The 16,413-nt window shown below is 60.0% G+C and carries 11 protein-coding genes and 1 pseudogene; 4 read left to right on the top strand and 8 right to left on the bottom strand.

The window, feature by feature from the left end:
- Positions 1-2 precede the first annotated feature (2 nt).
- From Q4577_RS17320 to Q4577_RS17305, 4 genes are read left to right on the top strand one after another with little or no spacing between them, the layout of a single operon-like run.
- The gene (locus tag Q4577_RS17320; RefSeq protein WP_303471069.1) at positions 3-719 is read left to right on the top strand and encodes an amino acid ABC transporter permease; all 717 of its coding nucleotides are present in this window, start codon (positions 3-5) and stop codon (positions 717-719) included.
- Positions 716-1,519 carry an amino acid ABC transporter ATP-binding protein gene (locus Q4577_RS17315; protein ID WP_303471067.1) on the top strand — a complete coding sequence of 268 codons (804 nt, stop codon included), beginning with the start codon at positions 716-718 and terminating at the stop codon, positions 1,517-1,519. Before Q4577_RS17320 ends, Q4577_RS17315 begins: the two co-directional genes overlap by 4 nt.
- Before the next feature lie 54 nt (positions 1,520-1,573).
- The gene (locus Q4577_RS17310) at positions 1,574-2,398 is read left to right on the top strand and encodes an urea amidolyase associated protein UAAP1 (RefSeq protein ID WP_303471065.1); all 825 of its coding nucleotides are present in this window, start codon (positions 1,574-1,576) and stop codon (positions 2,396-2,398) included.
- 10 nt (positions 2,399-2,408) lie between these two features.
- A complete protein-coding gene (locus Q4577_RS17305; RefSeq protein WP_303471063.1) occupies positions 2,409-3,047 on the top strand; it encodes an urea amidolyase associated protein UAAP2 in 639 nt (212 codons plus the stop codon).
- Between the two features lie 225 nt (positions 3,048-3,272).
- Here the strand turns inward: Q4577_RS17305 and Q4577_RS17300 are convergent, their stop codons facing one another.
- From Q4577_RS17300 to Q4577_RS17265, 8 genes and pseudogenes are all read right to left on the bottom strand, one after another.
- A complete protein-coding gene (locus Q4577_RS17300; RefSeq protein ID WP_303471059.1) occupies positions 3,273-6,104 on the bottom strand; it encodes an ATP-binding cassette domain-containing protein in 2,832 nt (943 codons plus the stop codon).
- Position 6,105: 1 nt separating this feature from the next.
- Entirely contained in the window at positions 6,106-8,373 is a 2,268-nt protein-coding gene (locus Q4577_RS17295) for a cysteine peptidase family C39 domain-containing protein (protein WP_303471056.1), read from the bottom strand.
- Positions 8,370-9,686, bottom strand: a complete 1,317-nt coding sequence (locus tag Q4577_RS17290) for an NHLP bacteriocin system secretion protein (protein WP_303471054.1) — start codon at positions 9,684-9,686, stop codon at positions 8,370-8,372. Before Q4577_RS17290 ends, Q4577_RS17295 begins: the two co-directional genes overlap by 4 nt.
- A 149-nt stretch (positions 9,687-9,835) precedes the next feature.
- Positions 9,836-12,478: a hypothetical protein gene (locus Q4577_RS17285; protein ID WP_303471051.1), complete on the bottom strand. Its 2,643-nt coding sequence runs from the start codon at positions 12,476-12,478 to the stop codon at positions 9,836-9,838.
- A 286-nt stretch (positions 12,479-12,764) separates the two neighbouring features.
- Complete coding sequence (locus Q4577_RS17280) at positions 12,765-13,787, bottom strand: amino acid ABC transporter substrate-binding protein (protein WP_303471049.1); 1,023 nt, start codon at positions 13,785-13,787, stop codon at positions 12,765-12,767.
- Between the two features lie 482 nt (positions 13,788-14,269).
- Entirely contained in the window at positions 14,270-15,244 is a 975-nt protein-coding gene (locus Q4577_RS17275; RefSeq protein WP_303471046.1) for an aldo/keto reductase, read from the bottom strand.
- Positions 15,245-15,403: 159 nt separating this feature from the next.
- On the bottom strand, positions 15,404-16,165 hold the full coding sequence (locus Q4577_RS17270; RefSeq protein WP_303471267.1) for an SDR family oxidoreductase: 762 nt from the start codon (positions 16,163-16,165) through the stop codon (positions 15,404-15,406).
- Positions 16,166-16,167: 2 nt separating this feature from the next.
- A pseudogene (locus Q4577_RS17265) lies at positions 16,168-16,413 on the bottom strand (Zn-dependent alcohol dehydrogenase); the annotation flags it as partial.

Below are 16,413 nucleotides of genomic sequence, written 5' to 3'. Positions count from 1 at the left end.
CCATGACACTTGATCCAACTGTGATTACCGACAATTGGCTTCTGTTTGCGCGCGGGCTTGGCCTGACAGTCCAGATCAGTGCTGTCGCGATTGTCATTGGCGCCTTGATTGCCGTTGCTTTTACGGCCGCTGCGCTGTCGCCATGGCGTGTGCTGCGGTGGCTGATGGCTGTCATCTCCTTGTTGTTGCGCGGTATTCCGTTCATCGTCCTTGTTTTCCTGATCCATTTCGGGCTTCCGTCCATGGGAATGCGGCTGCCACCGCTTCTGAGCGGGACCGTCGCGCTTAGCCTGTTTGCAGCCGCTTATTTCGCGGAAATGTTGCGTGGTGTTCTGGCCAGCCTGCCAAAAGGGCAATGGGAAAGCGGACGCGTTGTCGGTTTTTCTGCGTTCCAGATATTGCGCTACATTATCGTGCCGCAAATTCTGCGGCCATCCGTGCCGCCTGCGGTCAATATCGCCATTATGGTGGTCAAGGAAAGCTCTGTCATCAGCGCGATCACGGTGGGAGAGCTGACCTATCAAGGGCTGGTCGTTCAGGGCAATACATTCGCCCCGTTTGAGGTCTTTTTCGCAGTCGCGATACTATATTGGGCCACGACATTCGCCTTGTCGCAACTGGGCGGATGGGCCGAGCGCGAGCTGCTGCGCAGCCACGGAGGCGATGCGCGCCCCGGTGGTATTGCCCAGAAATACCTGAGTTTGGAGCGTGTGAAATGACTCTTCAATCCACAGAAATGGCATTGACCGCCAGACGCCTTGTGCGCCGGGTCGGGGCGACGACCATCCTTGATGAGGTCTATCTGGAGATCCCGAAGGGAGAGTGCGTCGGCGTCATCGGGCGCTCTGGAAGTGGCAAAAGCTCATTGCTGCGGGCCTTGTCCCTGCTTGATCCGCTTGAGGACGGGTTTGTCACAATTGCCGGAAAACCGTTCGGGCGGGAGGTGACAGACAGTTCTGCCGTCAGGACGCCACCCCGTCATGAGGTGGATGCGATGCGCCCCCGTGTCGGTTTGGTCTTTCAGGACTTTCAGCTTTGGCCCCATCTGAGCGTACGCGAAAACATCGCGTTGCCTCAACGTATCACGCTGAAGCGAAAGGCTTCGGCTGCGCAGGACCGGGCGGATAAACTGATGGCGCAGCTTAATATCGCAGGGTTCGCCGATCAGCATCCGGCGGCCTTGTCAGGCGGGCAGAAACAGCGGGTGGCCATTGCCCGAGCGCTGGCGCTTGATCCGGCTGTCCTGATGTTTGACGAACCGACTTCCGCGCTGGACCCGGAGCTGATCCACGATGTGATCAACGTGTTTATGGCCCTCAAGACAAGCGGCATGACAATTATCGTCGTCAGCCATGAAATCGCGTTTGTCCGCGCGGTCGCGGACCGGGCGATCTTTATGCATGAGGGCAAGGTAATCGCAGATGACACACCCGACGCAATGTTGCGGGCCCCCAAGGATAAAAGGGTGCGCGCCTTTGCCGATCTCGTTTCGCCGCACCATCCACAAGGAGCAGCGTGAATGACCCATCTTGATCACCTTCAGATTTCATCATTCCAAAAAGGAAAGACCGCAATGACTGAAATGGAAATCGCCCTAAAGGATGAAACCCCGCAGGAGCGGTATGAGCGGCTCAAGGCGCAAGGGAGCGGCGACGATGGAACTTTCGCGCGTCGCCAGGCCACAGCAAAGCAGACGGCAGTGCCAGCCATGAACCGCAAGAAAATCATCTACGATGACATCGTGCCGCCAAAAGGATATTGGCACGGTCGCCTCAAGCGAGGCGATGGTCTGCGGCTTGTGACGGCCAAGGCCACCGGCGTCGCCGCAAGTTTCTGGAACGCCACAGACACGTCAGAGCGGTTCAATCCCGGCGACACGATCAAGGTTCAATGGACCAGCGACATGACTGTCGGGCGCGCCTTGCTGTCTGACATGGGCCGCGTAATGATGTCGATCACACATGATGACTTTGGCCGCGCCGATTGTCTGACAGGCATGTCCCTGCCTGGCCCGGCGGATGGTCCGGACTGGCAAAGTGGACGGGCGCATTTCCTGCGGGCGGCGTTGAAAAATGGGCTGAGCAAGCGCGACATCGGCCCGAGCATCAGTTTCTTCGCCCCTGTTATTGTGGACGAGGCCGGCCAAATCGGATGGGTGCCGCAAAGCGATGGCGGCCAGTTCACGGTGGATCTGCGCGCAGAGATGGACATGATCGTCATCCTGTCCAACGCAAGCCACCCGCTGAGCCCCGATCAGGAGCCCGCACAGCTACAGGTGACCCAGTTTCACGCACCTAAACCTGCCACAGACGATCTTACGCGCACCGGCACCCCGGAGGCCCGCCGCGCCTTTGAAAACACCGACGCCCTGTTCGGCGATCGCAAACGATTTTCCTGAGGAGAGACCAATGACCACAGCCCTCGAACCTGCCCCCAATCACGCTGACGCACACCATATCCCTGCAAATGTCGGCTGGTCTGCCCTTATCCGCAAAGGCCAGATGATGCGGATTGTTGATCGTGAAGGCCAGCAAGCCGTTGATACCTTGTTCTACAACGCCGCAGACACATCGGAACGATATTCGGCACAGGACACCGTGCGCGATCAAGGGTCGCCCTATATCACACAAGGATCGGTGCTGTTGTCGAACGAAGGCCGGCCGATGATGACGGTCGTTCGGGACACGGTCGGGGCGCATGACACCTCGGCGGGTGCGTGCTCATGCGAAGCCAATACGGTGCGGTTTGGACATGAGGTGCGTCATCTGCACGCATGTCGCGACAATTTCGTTACCGAAGCGGCCAAATGGGGGATGAAAAAACGCGACATTGTGGCGAATGTGAACTTCTTCATGAATGTCCCAATCGAGAAAAGCGGCGCTCTGGCCATTTCCGACGGATTGTCGGAACCCGGAAATGCCATCGATCTGCGCGCCGAAATGGACGTGATTTGCCTGATCTCGAATTGCCCGCAGATCAACAACCCCTGTAACGGCTTTAACCCGACGCCAGTTGACGTATTGATCTGGCCCCCAAAGGAAGACTGACACTTTGGCAGGACATTGACGTGATGCTGGTGCTAACCACGCGTTGTGAAAACGGCTAAGCACGGCAGCCATGATGCGGCTTTGAAAAACCTCGCGCCCGGTACAAGCACCGAAGGCATAAGGGTTTGAACAACAGATCTGGGTAAGTGATCACGTGATCGACGGCGTTCGGCCGCCGCAGATCTGTATTGGGGGTAATGCGCCCCGGCTGGCGGGGCAGGGGGGTTATGCTGCGGCTTGTGATGATTGATCGCGGACATAAGATGCGAATGCGCCGTTGCGCGCGATCAGCGCATCATATGTGCCGCTTTCCGCGATGCTGCCATCCTGAAGAAACAGGATAAGATCGGCATTGCGCACAGTGCTGAGACGGTGGGCGACGACAATGCGGGTGGCGCCCAGGGCCTCGATATTCGCCGAGACCTTGGCCTGAAGCTGGTTGTCCAGGGCGCTGGTGGCTTCGTCCAGCAACAGGATCTTGGGATGGCCAAGGATGGCGCGGGCCAACAGAATGCGCTGAACCTGACCGCCGGAAAAGGCGGTGTCGCCTTCGGTCACGACGGTTTGCAGCCCCATCGGCATGTCACGGATTTCATCGGCGATGCCGGCGGCCTCCGCCGCCTTCCAGACCGCACGTTCGTCGGCCTTGTGTGCCCCGATGATGTTTTCGAACAAGGTGCCGGCAAACAAACGGCCATTCTGGCGCACGAAACCGATCTGGCGGCGCACCTGTGCAAGATCCAGCCCGCCAAGATCCTTGTCATCAAACAGCACCGCGCCGTTATCGGGGCGATCAAAGCCGACCATCAGGCTGAGCAGGGTGGATTTACCACTTCCAGAGGGGCCAACAAGAGCCACGAAAGAGCCGGGATTGACCCGAAACGACACCGATCGCAGGATTTGGCGCTGATCGTCATGTTGAAAGGTCAGGTTGGAAATCTCGACCGCGCCGCTCAGATCGCCGGGATCTTTGGTGTGCGGAGGGGTTTCGGGGGCATTGTCCAACAAGGGTTTGGCCCGTTTCAGCTGGGGGCGGACCATCACCAACTGGTTGGCACTGCGGGCCAGCATGACGGCCGCCATCAAGAAGGCTTGAAACGTGGTGACGAAAATGATGAAACCGCCGGTGGACAGCCCCGTGTCCGGCCCCAGTGAAAAGCCGATGATGGCAAAGACCGCCGCCACTGCAAATATCTGAAATCCCGACAGGAATGCCTCGAACATATTGCCGATCTGCCGGGTGCGGAACGACCGCGCCCGCATTTCGGCGGAACTGCCGGCCCAACGGGCAAAGGCGCGGCGTTCCGCGCCGGCGGCCCGCAGGCTGGCGATGTTGGAAATCATTTCCTGGGTGAAAGAGATCACATTGGCGTTCATCTTTTCGCCTTCGTAGATCGCGCGTTCCTGACGAAACCCGGTCAGAATGCCCGCCGTCACCGCAAGGACAAGCATGCCAAAGGCCACCGCGCCGGCAATCGGGCTGTACCACAGCAAAAGCGCAATCCCGGCCAGCCCGGATGCGCCGGAAATGACGAAATCCAGAACCGCCCCCATGATCGAACGGCGAATGCCGTCCACCGCCGCAACCCGCAGGGCAAGGTCCGGCGCGCTCATCGAGCGGGTGAGGGCCACGGGCAGGCGCATCATCCGGTCCATCATTCCGCCGTTCAACCGTTCGGCCACGCGCCCATCCATCCGCAACCGCAGCAAACCCGAAGCCGATGTCATCAAGGTCGCAGCGATCTGGGCGACGACAAGGCCGATGCCGATCAGAATGGCCGGGCCTTGCGCGCCCGTCGGAATATAGGTGGAGACCAGAACACCGGTGGCCAGCGGCACCAACAGCGCCAGCAGCGCCGCCGCAAAAGAGGCGACGATCAGCGTGCCAAGGTCAATTTTGCTCATGGCAAAGGCGGTGATCATCACATCGCGCACCGACAGCGGGCGGTTGGCCAGCGGCAGCGCAACGATCCGGGCCTCGGGCAAGAGCGTTTGGGCCAGTCGCGCGGTGATCCGGCGTGGGCGCGCGCCCCTGATAAACAGGCGATAACGGCCAAAAGCATCGGTTTTGACAACACCGGGGCGGCCGTCTTCGCGGCGGGTGACAACCATCGGCCCTGTGTCCCGGTGCCACCAGTTTTCCGCGAGGGAAATCGTGCGAATGCGCGCGTCATGAAGTTCGCAGAACCGGTCAAAGTCGTCGAGATCGCGTTTGATCACCTGGGGATCGGGTTTTTCCCCGGCCAGACTTTGCCAGACAAAGCCGAAATCGCTGGCCTGCGGGGGCAGGCTGATGTTGTCGGTCAGAATGCGTTGGAACCGTTCGACACCGCCAGAAAGATCTGCGGCGACCTTGTCTTCGCGGCGGGCGATCCTGTCGGCTTCTGTTTTGTCCTGACGGGCGACAAACCGGGTCACGGTGTCCAGCACCAACGAGGTAAACGCCTGGGGCACCTGAACCCAGGCAAAGCCGCCCATCGGTGATTTGGCCAGCACATCCGCCGTGGTCATGGCGGTCAGCGTTTGGTTCGCATCTATTGAAATCCATGTGCGATGGGTCAGCGGCAGGAAACCGCGCCCCTCCAGCGGGCGCATGTCCATATAATCGACACCGCGCAGCGCATGGGTGGCGATCCACACCATGCCGTGGGCCGCAGTCAGCGACAGGTCGGGTTCGGTGCTGAGTTCGGCTCCCGCATGCAGCGGGGCCATGGCCGGGCGTTGATGGGCCAACCGTGCAAGGCCGGTCGACAGCGCCTCGCACCAGGTTTCGACGGCCCCGATCCAATCCTGCGACCGCACGGCTTCGGCCAGCATGATTTTGCGCAGGACTGTTTGTTCGCGTGCGACAAGGATGATTTGCCCGAATTGCGTGGCGGGGGCCACCACAAGCGATCCGGCAGTGATGTCGTGCAAGAAGATGCGCCGCCCGTCCACCACCGCATAGACATCACAATGTCCGCTTTCCAGAATGGCCGCGTTTTTTTCGCCGCGGGGCTGGTATTGGTCGCCGGTGTGAAGAACGGTAAGCCCGGTTTGTTTGACCGTCTGGTTCATCTCAGCTTCCTACCATTTTTGAATACATGCCATCCCGGCGCAGCAATGTGCGGTGATTGCCGCTTTCGACGATGCGGCCCGCCTCCATCACATGGATGACGTCACAGCTGGCGATGCTGCCCAAACGGTGCGAGATTATGACCGTTGCACAGCCCCGGCGGCGCAGGGCGTCCAGCACCCGAAGTTCGGTGGTCGGGTCCAGCGCGCTGGTGGCTTCGTCGAGCACCAGAATGCGGGGGTTTCCGACCAAGGCGCGTGCAATTCCAAGACGTTGACGTTCCCCGCCGCTCATATTGCCGCCATTTTCCGACAGCCGGGCCAGATAGCCGCCGGCGCGGGCGGTGATCACATCGTGGATACAGGCGTCCTGGGCGGCGGCGATCACCTGTTCTTCGGGCATTGTGTCGTCCCAAAGCGTGATATTGTCCTGAACCGTGTCGCCGAACAGATCGACGGTTTGGCCCACATAGGCCACTTGGCCATGGGTACGGGCGGTGCCGTCGGCGTCAAGCGGTTGGCCATAGATGTCGATGTGGCCGCTTTCGGGGGTGGCAAGACCGACCAGCACCCGCCCGAGGCTGGATTTTCCGCTGCCGCTGCCGCCGACAAGGGCGATGCGTTGGCTTTCACCCAGCGACAGGGACACGTCCTGAACCGCGGCTACGCTGCCGGCCCCGTAGCGAAAGGTGATATTGCACGCCCGCAGTGGCAACAGGGGGCCATCGGCGGATTTGGGCGTGATATGTGCAGCGTCCTTCAGGGTTTGCGGCAGGTCTGATGCGGGCGCAACCGGGGACTTGGCCGTTGCAGCGGGCGTATCCACAGATGTGTTCGACGGTGCCGGTGCCCCGTTGTGGTTCATCGCATCCGCCAAACGTTCGGTGATGCCGCGCACCGATTGCAATTGTGCGCCGGCATCGACCAGCCCGACCACCGGGCTGGAAAAGCTGGACATCAAGGCGCGCGCCGAGATCAGAAGACCGATGGACAACGCGCCCTCCATGATCCGCAGGCCACCCACCACCAACACGCCAATCCCGGCCAATGCCAAAATCAAGGCAGCAGCTTCGCTGACCCAGAGGTTGGCCCGGCCGGTTGTCTGTTCGCCGACCAACACGCGGGCCTGTGCGGCCTGCCAGCGTTTGTGGAACAGGCCCTCGCTGCCCGCTGCGCGGAAATCGTCGCGCATCGACAGCCCCTGAAGCGTGAGACCCTGAAGGCGGGAGTCATCGTTTTGCGCCCGGCGGTTGGCATCCTGCAACAGCCGCGACGCCACGAAAAGCAACACAACCGCCAGCACCGCGCCGCCAAAGACGATTGAGGCCAGCATTGGATCAATCAGCAACAGCGCCACGCCATAGCCGATGATCGGCACAATCCCGACCAGCGCGACGGCCAGACCGCTGGACACCACGCTGGACATCTGTTCGGCCTGGGTGATCCGGTTGGTGATGTCGCCGGAATACCGCTGGGCAAAGAAATCCAGCGGCAGACGCATCACCGTCCACAAATACCGCAGCGACATGGATGCCGACAGCGAGGTTTCCATACGGGCCAGCACGTTTTTTTGCGCATAGGTCAAAAGCGCCGTCAAACACCCCGCTGCGATCAATCCGATCAGCAGCGGCATGAGCCAGCGGCTTTCACCACCAATCAGGATGTCGTCGGTAAAGATGCGATAGCTGCCCATCACGGCCAGCCCCGGCACCAAAAGCGCGATCCCGGCGATGATGGCATAGATCAGGCCGATCCGGGCCTCGCCCAGGGTGCGCAGGACGATGCCGGCCAAGCTGGGCCGGTGCCCGCCGGGGCGAAAGTCAGGACCGGGGCGCAGGCGAAGGGCGACACCGGTAAAGCAGCGGTCAAATTCCGCAAGGGTCACACGGCGCGGCCCGGTGGCGGGATCGTTGATCCATGCGCCAGAGCGGGTGATCCGTTCCAGCACTACAAAGTGGTTGAAATTCCAAAACAAAATCATCGGCAGATCCGCGCTTGGCAGGTCTTCGATGTCCTGTTTCAATCCCTGCGCTTCCAATCCATAGGACCGGGCCGCCGTCAGGATATTGGCGGAATTGGTGCCGTCGCGGTTGACCTGACAGCGATCGCGCAGTTCCTCCAGGCTGACCCAAAGCCCGAAACGGCCCAGAACCATGGCCAGACAGGCCGCGCCGCATTCGGCGGATTCCTGTTGCATGACGGTGGGCACGCGCGCGCGGGGCGCATGGCGTGGCAGATCGGTGGTGAAGTCGGCAATCGCTGCGGTGCTCATGATGTGAAATCACCGAACAGACGGCGCAAGGCCGGCATGACCAAGGCAATCAGGCGCTGTTCCTTGGTGATGATTTCGGCGCGCGCCATGCTTCCCGGACCGATGGATTGGTCCGGCCCTTCGGAGGAGGACCATTTATAGCCCGACACCGTTTCGGGCGAGATCGTCAGTTCGGCCGTGGCGGCAAAGGGCGCGCCATTGGCCGACAGATCCTGCACCAGTTGTTTGTTCTTGAGATTGCGCATCATGCCCTCTTCGGTCGAGGCCACGGTGGCGACATCGGTGATTTCCCCAAGGATGAAACCGTATTCTTCGCGCTTCACGGTTGAGGGCACGATTTGAACCGGCATGCCGGGGCGCACCTTTTTGCCTTCGGACGAGGAAATATAGAGCGTGGCGACCAGCGGGATATTGGTTTGGCCGTCGGCCACCTCGGACTGGGACACGCCGGGCAGGATCGACAACACCGATGTGCCCGGATCGACCAATTCACCGACGTTCAATTTCTGCTCGACCACCATGCCGTCATAGGCGCTTTCCAGATAGGCCAAACGCTGGCGGCGTTCGCGCAGCGCCGAAACCTCGCGCCGGGCCTCTTCGATTGCGACCTCAAGCGACAGGATTTCGCGTTCCTGTTCGATCTGGCGGGTGTTGCTTTCATAGCCAAGCGAGGCCAGCGCGTTGGAATCCCGCAACAAGGCTTCTTTGGCTTCGTTCAGCCGGACCCGCGCATCCATCAGCGCCATTTTTGAGGTCAGCCCCTTGGCCGACAGGTTTTCATAGCCCTCAAGATTGCTTTGCAGCCACACGACGTGCTGTTCGTCATATTCGACCATGCTTTCAAGTTCGGCGCGGCGTTGGGCGGTCATGCTGTCGTAATCGGTGCGGGTGCGGTTGTGGAATCCCACGATCCGTTTGTGCCGGTTGCGCAGATTGGCCATTTTGGCCTGGGCCTGTTCCAGTTGTTGGGTCAGATCGGGTTGTTCGATCTGTGCAACCTTTTGACCGCGCATGACAAAATCGCCGGGCGCGACAAACACCATACCCACACGGCCGGCTGTGGCCGCTTCGATGTCTTTCAACCCCTGTGCGGTGATCAGAATGCCCTGGGCCGCGACCTTGGACGGGACCGGGAGATGCAGGCTCAGCCCTATTCCGGCCACTGCCACCGCCACCGCCGCCGCGAGCATGATCCATTGCGGGGCCTTGACCACATGCACGCCAAGATCGACATTTTCAATCGCGCTGCCACCGGCCTTGTCCAGGGCTGACTTTCGAAAAAGACCGGCGGTCGAGTCATTTGATGCGTTCATGGCCTGGGGTTCCGATTGGTTTCGCGCTGGGAAACAATCTTGCCTGAAATTGTGGATTAATCAGGGCAAGCCTTGGGCGGTTTAATGCAAACGGCGACCCAGCGGGGCCGCCGTGAACAAGAGTTTGGGGGGATTTTGCCCGCTGGGTATCAGAACCAGCTTGTGACCGAGTTCCAGGTGTCTTCGGCGGCATCGCCCACGGCATTGGCACCGGTTGTGACGCCATCGGCCACGGCATTGGCGCCGGTCGTGACGCCATCCGCCACGGCATTGGCGCCGGTTGTGACACCATCCGCCACGGTATTGCCCGCCGTTGTGGCCGCGTCGCCGATCGCTTCGATTGTGACCTCGCCGGCGCGGGCCATTGTGGTTACACCCTCGCCCAACACGCCGGTGGCCTCGTTGAAATATTCCTCGGCATAGCCGATCACCCCGCGCTCTTTCAGTTCCATCGCGGTCAAAAGCGCAAGCTGGGCTTTGAGCACTTCGGATTTTTCACCGAAGGCTTCGGCCTCTTTGGCAAGCAGAGCGCCATCATCTTTGGTGATGTCGCTGAATTTGTCCATCAGATGTTCGGCGTGTTGATAGGCGCGCAATTGGGCTTGTTCGACCTTGGTCATTTCGACACCGACGAATTGTGCCTCAAAGTTAGCGCGCACTTCTTCGGCCTTTTGATGAAGGTTCCCAGCCATTTCTTCGGTTGCGGCCATGGATTTTTCGGGGTGCAATGCGGTGGCCTGGGCATAGATCGCGCGTTGGTCGACCATGGCCTGGGTCACATTGGCGGTGGCGGCTGTGACGTCTGCTTTGGCGTCTTCCAATGCTTTGGCATCTTCTGCGGACACAACCGGGCTGCTGCTTTTGCCGACATAGGGGCTGTTGTCGACATTTGCCTGTGCCACAGCAAGGCGTTCCTGGGCGGCGACCAGTTCGGCACTTGCGTCGTTCACATTGGCGTCGGCAATTGCGACCATTTTGTCTGCTGTCACGACGGCTGTTGAATATGACATGTCTTTCACCGCTTCGAATTTGGCTTCGAGACTGTCCGCAATCGCCCCTGCGGTTTGCATATGCAGGATATAGCCATCAATCATCGCCTTTTCCTCGGCGACAAATTCCTGAACGCCGTCCGATTGCATGACGGCGTGAAAGATGTCTTTGTCCCGATCCAGGCGCGCTTCTTCGGCGTCCTGTTTGGCATCCATGACGGCAAATGACCGCATGTCATCGAAAAGGTCCTGGTTTTCCTGACGAAGCGCTTCAATCCGTGCATTGGCTTCCTCGGTTGGGCGATCGAGGAAAACCGGCGGTTCGCCGCTTTCCACGACTGCAAAAACCGTGTCGCGTACCTCACTTCCATCTGCGGCTTTCGCAATGCCGTCCACCACACGACCCACATCGCCAAAGGCGTTGTCTTTGACGACATCGTTGATCCTGCCGCTTTCAAACGCGCGGATATCTGCCATGGCTTGTTCAAAGGCGGCATCATCCGGGAATTGCGCCCGAATGGCAGTTTCTTGTGCTTCGATTGTTGCGGCGGTGTCTTTCAGATCGGCTTCGCGGGTGGCCAGATCGTCGATTGTCGTGCTGACGGCTTCGTCAAATTTCTCAAGAACCTCAGCGTGTTGTTCGATCCGGTGTTCGGCCCATTCCTGTTCCTGGCGCATGGTTGTGACGTCATTTTTCAGGTCATTATGCCAGGTGTTGGTCAAAGCATTGTCCAAATCGGCCGCGCTGTCGAAATGTTGCAGCTGCGATTGAACGGCGGCGATTTCCGCAGGCGATCCAACGGTGCCGTATTTGTCTTCGAATTGGATGCTGACCGATCCACCAAGGCCCCCCCCGGCAATCACCGCATCGACATCACCGCTGAGGCCAAGGGTCAAAGCGCCGTCTTTGTAGGTGGCTTCCTGGGAAAATGCCCCGCCGATGCTGCCGGAGGATGAAATCGAGGCTTCGCCGGTCATTGCAACCTGGGAGGCATCAATCGTGCCCGAGGTTTCCGCGGTGTAGTCGGCACCTGCCTTGGCATCAAATCCCCATTTGCCCCCTTCTTCGCCGACATAGGCCTCGCCTTCGGCGGCGGCGCCCAAAAAACCTTCGACGCCGGCGCTGTTGTCCATTGTCACGCCATTGCCAAGCTCTGTCTGGCGGGCGATTTCCCATGCGACCGTAACGGAAATTTCGGCGGCAACTTCGGCGCCAAGGCCGTTTTCGATCATGATTTCCGCGCCTGCGCCGATCGAGGCTTCGGTGGTGTTTGTCAGTGTTGCGCCACCGCCAAGCTCCATTTCGGTCATGATTTGCGCGCTCAGACCAAATCCGACCGCCGCACCAGAGGAATCCGCGTTCCAGACGCCGGCGATCCCGGTGGTGTAAACGGATTTGATGCCATCGGCCTCTGCCTCGAACGAGGTGGACAGCTCGTAATCCGGTTTTTCTTCTTCCTCGGGCGCTGTCGGTGCGACATATGTCGGCTCTGTGTCCGGCAGGTCCGCCATCACGCTTTCGACCGTGGCGGTCACGTCGGGTTCCGGTGTGACCGCCGGAACCGGAGTTGGTGCAGGGGTCGGTTCGGGCGTGACTTCGACCGGGGCACCGAACTTGCCGTAGTATACGGGTTGCGCTTCTTCTGTTGCGGCCTCTGCGGCGGCTTCGTTGAACCGGTTGCGCTGGGCTGTCGAATAGCCGCGGCCGCGTCCCCCCACGACCTGTTCAAGCAAATGTTCTTCGATGCCGTTGTCGACAATTGGCTTGGCGGTGGCGGTATCAATTTTCTTCTGCTTGGTCATTTCGGGGAGGTCCATTTTTTGAAATAAATTTTGTGACGTTGACGATGGGTCACTCTTTCCGGTCAAATGCGGCGGGAATGGGGAGCAATCTGGAAAACTTTGGTCGAAAATCAACAATTTGAGGCGAATGCTGGGCGCCCGCGATGGCTTTGGCGTGCCTTGGGTTTCGCGCAAAAGCTGCGATGGCCCTTTAAAACAGGCGGCAAACTCGTTGAAAAACAAAAGGCGCCCCATGACGGAGCGCCTGATGATGGCTCATTTTGATTTTGGATTGGAAACGGTGCCGTTATCGGAATGGCGGTGCGTACATTAACCCGCCCTCGGTCCAGAGCGCGTTCAGCCCCCGTTTGATGCCAATGGGCGACTCTGCGCCAAGATTGCGATCAAAGATTTCGCCGTAATTGCCGACCTGGGCAATCACCTTGGCGGGCCATCCGGCATCCAGCCCCAGCGTGCCAGCTTCGCTTTCCGCGCCGTTCAACAGCAGGGCGACGGCGGGATCATCGCTGGTGGACATATCGCCGACATTGGTGCTGGTGATGCCCAGTTCTTCGGCGTTGATCATGGCAAACAACGTCCATTCGACGATATTTGCCCATTCGGGATCGTCCTGGCGCACCGACGGGCCCAGCGGTTCCTTGGATATCAGCAACGGCATGACATAGGCGGTGTCCGGGGCCGCCAAAGCGGTGCGAATGCCAAACAATTCCGATTGATCCGATGTCAGCACATCACAACGGCGGTTTTGAAACATCAGGATGGCAAGATCGGTTTCATCCATTGGCATCGGCTCAAAGGTCAGATCCCGCGCGGTCAGGATGGAATTGAGGTTCAGCTCATGCGTGGTGGCGGTTTTGAAGCAGATGCGTTTGCCGTCCAGATCATCAATCGTACGAATGCCCGCGTCGGAATGCACCAAGAACCCCTGGCCATCGAAATAGGTGATCCCGGTAAAGGCCAGATCCAGCGTGGTGTCGCGGGTATATGTCCATGTGGTGTTGCGGATCAAAACGTCAATTTCGCCATAGCGCAGGGCATCGAAGCGGTCCAGATTTGACAATTCCACAAAATCGACCTTGCTGGCGTCGCCGAACACGGCGGCGGCGATGGCGCGGCACATGTCCACATCAAGCCCCTGACGGTCACCGTTTTGTCCGATCTCGGAAAACCCGATGGCCTTGCCCGACACGCCACAGGCGACTTCGCCCCGCAGCCGAACAGCATCCAGCGTTTCGCCCGCATGCGTGACCGATGGCATCAGGACAGGGGCCATCAAGGACAGCATCACCATCGAAATCAAATTCTTCACGTCTCTTCTCCCAGTCATGGACACCCGGGGCGCTTCCGTATCCCAGTGCGGCATATGTGATCGTGCGATGAATTCGAATGCAAGCGCTCTGCGCAGGGGTAACATATTCCGTGGTGGTATAGACACGTATTTCAATCGGTGCATGGAGCAGGCATTCGCAATATCCCCAAGGCATTTCAACGCGGCTGAGGGCGGACCGCCACAGGGCGTTAATGGCGCCCGCTGTTCGCGCGTGCGGATCAGGGTTGCGGTTTCATCATGGACGGCAGTGAGCCTCTGTGCGTGACGGCCGGCCAGACGCGGCGTCAAAAACTTGACGATGTCTCGCGTTGTCCTCTGCCAAGCTCATCACGCGGTACTTTGCCGCCGCAAAAACATCCCGCCGCGACGCATTGAATTTGCAAGGCACCCGGGTGTCGCGCTGTCAGATTCACCGGTCAGCGACCCTGCCCAGGTGCTTCGTGTAACATCGCCATGGATCGCTACAGACCTGCCGAAATTGCAGCAATGTCCGCGCCGTCCACCGCTTGCGCCAGCGCATCAAGATTGCGCGCGAGCGTCGAAACCTTGCCGGAGGCGATAAGGATGGAAGCGACGCCGGGGTAATTCCGGGCGAAATGCAAGGCCGCGGTCGGCAAGGTCAGTCCGCGTTCAGCCGCCCTTTCCTGAAGACTGGCGACCTTGGTCTTGATCTCGTCGGACGCCGGTTTGTAGTTGTAGGTTGCGCCTTCGACCGGACCGGTTGCCAGAATGCCCGAGTTGAAGACACCCCCCAGAACCAGGCTGGTTCCTGCTTCGCGACAACGTTCGGTCAGGGCCTCTTCTGCGGTACGCTCCAGAAGCGTCAACCGCCCGGCCAGCAGGATCACGTCAAGCGGCACCTCGTCCATCACGTCAAGACAGACCTGCGTTTCGTTCACGCCCAATCCAAAAGCCTTGATCCGGCCCATGCGTTTCAGCCGCAGCAATTCGTCAAATCCCGACGACATGAGCGCGCTCATATGTGTATCGTTGGCCGCACCATGTGTCCTGTGACCGATGTCATGGACATAGACAATATCGATGGTGTCGGTCTGAAGCCGGTCACAGCTTTGCGCGAAGGATTGTGCAATGCCATTGGCGGAATAGTCGTATTTCACGTCATTGGGCAGAGGATCGACAAAGCCGTCGGCATGGTTCATCGCCTGTCCGGGGGACAGGACGCGCCCGACCTTGGACGAGATCACGATATCGGCCCGGTCCCGGGTGGACTGGAACCGGCCCAGACGTTCCTCTGACCTGCCCCGGCCATAATGGGGGGCCGTGTCGAAATAGCGGATGCCCGCCTTCCAGGCGTGATCGAGCACCGCAAAAGCCTCTTCGTCGCTGATCTTGCGGTACAGGTTTCCGATGGAGCCACAGCCGAAAGACACATCCGTGACCTCCAGCCCGGTTTTCCCGACAGATCGCTTGTTCATGGCTTCGCTCTCTTTGATGTTGTGAGATTTCGTTCGACGGGCAAGACCTGCAGGCGCATTGGTGTTTGGCGCGGGGCAGGATGACGACCCCGGCCGCCTGGATGGACGGCCGGGGTGGCGCGCATCACGGGCGCGGCGCGTCAAGGATTGGTTGTTGTCTCAGCGTCCCATCCAGCCGCCATCGACCACCAGGATCTCGCCGTTGACGTAATCTGACGCCGGGGATGCAAGGAACACGGCCGGGCCTGCGAAGTCCTGGGGGGTGCCCCAGCGACCGGCGGGGATACGTTCGAGGATGGATTTCGACCGGTCCGGGTCATCCTGCAACGCCTGGGTGTTGTCGGTGGCGATATAGCCGGGCGCGATGGCGTTGACGTTCACGCCCTTGCCCGCCCATTCATTGGCCAGCGCCTTGGTCAACTGGCCGATACCGCCCTTGGACGCCGCATAGCCCGGCACCGTGATGCCGCCCTGGAAGGTCAGCAGCGAGGCGGTGAAGATGATCTTGCCCCGGCCCCGTTCCACCATGCCGCGGCCGATTTCACGGCTGAGCACGAATTGCGCCGACAGGTTGACCTCGATCACCTCATCCCACCAATCGTCGGGATGTTCCGCCGCCGGTTTGCGTTTGATGGTGCCGGCATTGTTCACAAGGATGTCGGGCGCGATGCCGTCAGCCTCCAGCTGGGCGGCAAAGGCGGCCACGGCAGCACGGTCCGAGAAATCGCATTGATAGGCGGTGAACTTGCGCCCCAGCGCGGTCACGGCCTGTTCGACTTCGGAACCGGGGGCGAGCGTGGCACTGACACCGACGATATCAGCGCCAGCCTGTGCCAGCGCTTCGGCCATGCCGCGCCCGATGCCGCGCTTGGCACCGGTGACAACGGCGGTCTTGCCGCTCAGATCAAAGCTGCTCAACACGCTCATGCCGTTTCTCCGACCTTGATCAGGCTTTTCAGCGCGGTCGGACTGGCGTCCAGCGCCTCGAATGCCTTTTGAATATCGCCCAGCGGGCTGACGTCGGTGATCACCGTATCCGCGTCGATCGCGCCCTTGGCCACCAATTCGATCGCCTTGTCGTAATCCTCGGGCTCATAGACCCGCGCGCCGATCAGCTTCAGCTCGCGCCAGAAGAACTGGAACATGTCGACAACCGGCTTTTTCGCATG

Source organism: Marinovum sp. 2_MG-2023, from assembly GCF_030548265.1.
GTDB lineage: Bacteria > Pseudomonadota > Alphaproteobacteria > Rhodobacterales > Rhodobacteraceae > Marinovum.
The sequence above is the reverse complement of the archived record's forward strand: the minus strand, read 5'-3'. Positions and strand labels throughout refer to the sequence as shown.

Bases quoted from the DNA above. Each gene is read 5' to 3' on its own strand.
- Q4577_RS17285 (WP_303471051.1), bottom strand. From the start codon at position 12,478: ATGACCAAGCAGAAGAAAATTGATACCGCCACCGCCAAGCCAATTGTC.
- Q4577_RS17300 (WP_303471059.1), bottom strand. From the start codon at position 6,104: ATGAACCAGACGGTCAAACAAACCGGGCTTACCGTTCTTCACACCGGC.
- Q4577_RS17275 (WP_303471046.1), bottom strand. From the start codon at position 15,244: ATGAACAAGCGATCTGTCGGGAAAACCGGGCTGGAGGTCACGGATGTG.
- Q4577_RS17320 (WP_303471069.1), top strand. From the start codon at position 3: ATGACACTTGATCCAACTGTGATTACCGACAATTGGCTTCTGTTTGCG.
- Q4577_RS17290 (WP_303471054.1), bottom strand. From the start codon at position 9,686: ATGAACGCATCAAATGACTCGACCGCCGGTCTTTTTCGAAAGTCAGCC.
- Q4577_RS17295 (WP_303471056.1), bottom strand. From the start codon at position 8,373: ATGAGCACCGCAGCGATTGCCGACTTCACCACCGATCTGCCACGCCAT.
- Q4577_RS17310 (WP_303471065.1), top strand. From the start codon at position 1,574: ATGACTGAAATGGAAATCGCCCTAAAGGATGAAACCCCGCAGGAGCGG.
- Q4577_RS17315 (WP_303471067.1), top strand. From the start codon at position 716: ATGACTCTTCAATCCACAGAAATGGCATTGACCGCCAGACGCCTTGTG.
- Q4577_RS17305 (WP_303471063.1), top strand. From the start codon at position 2,409: ATGACCACAGCCCTCGAACCTGCCCCCAATCACGCTGACGCACACCAT.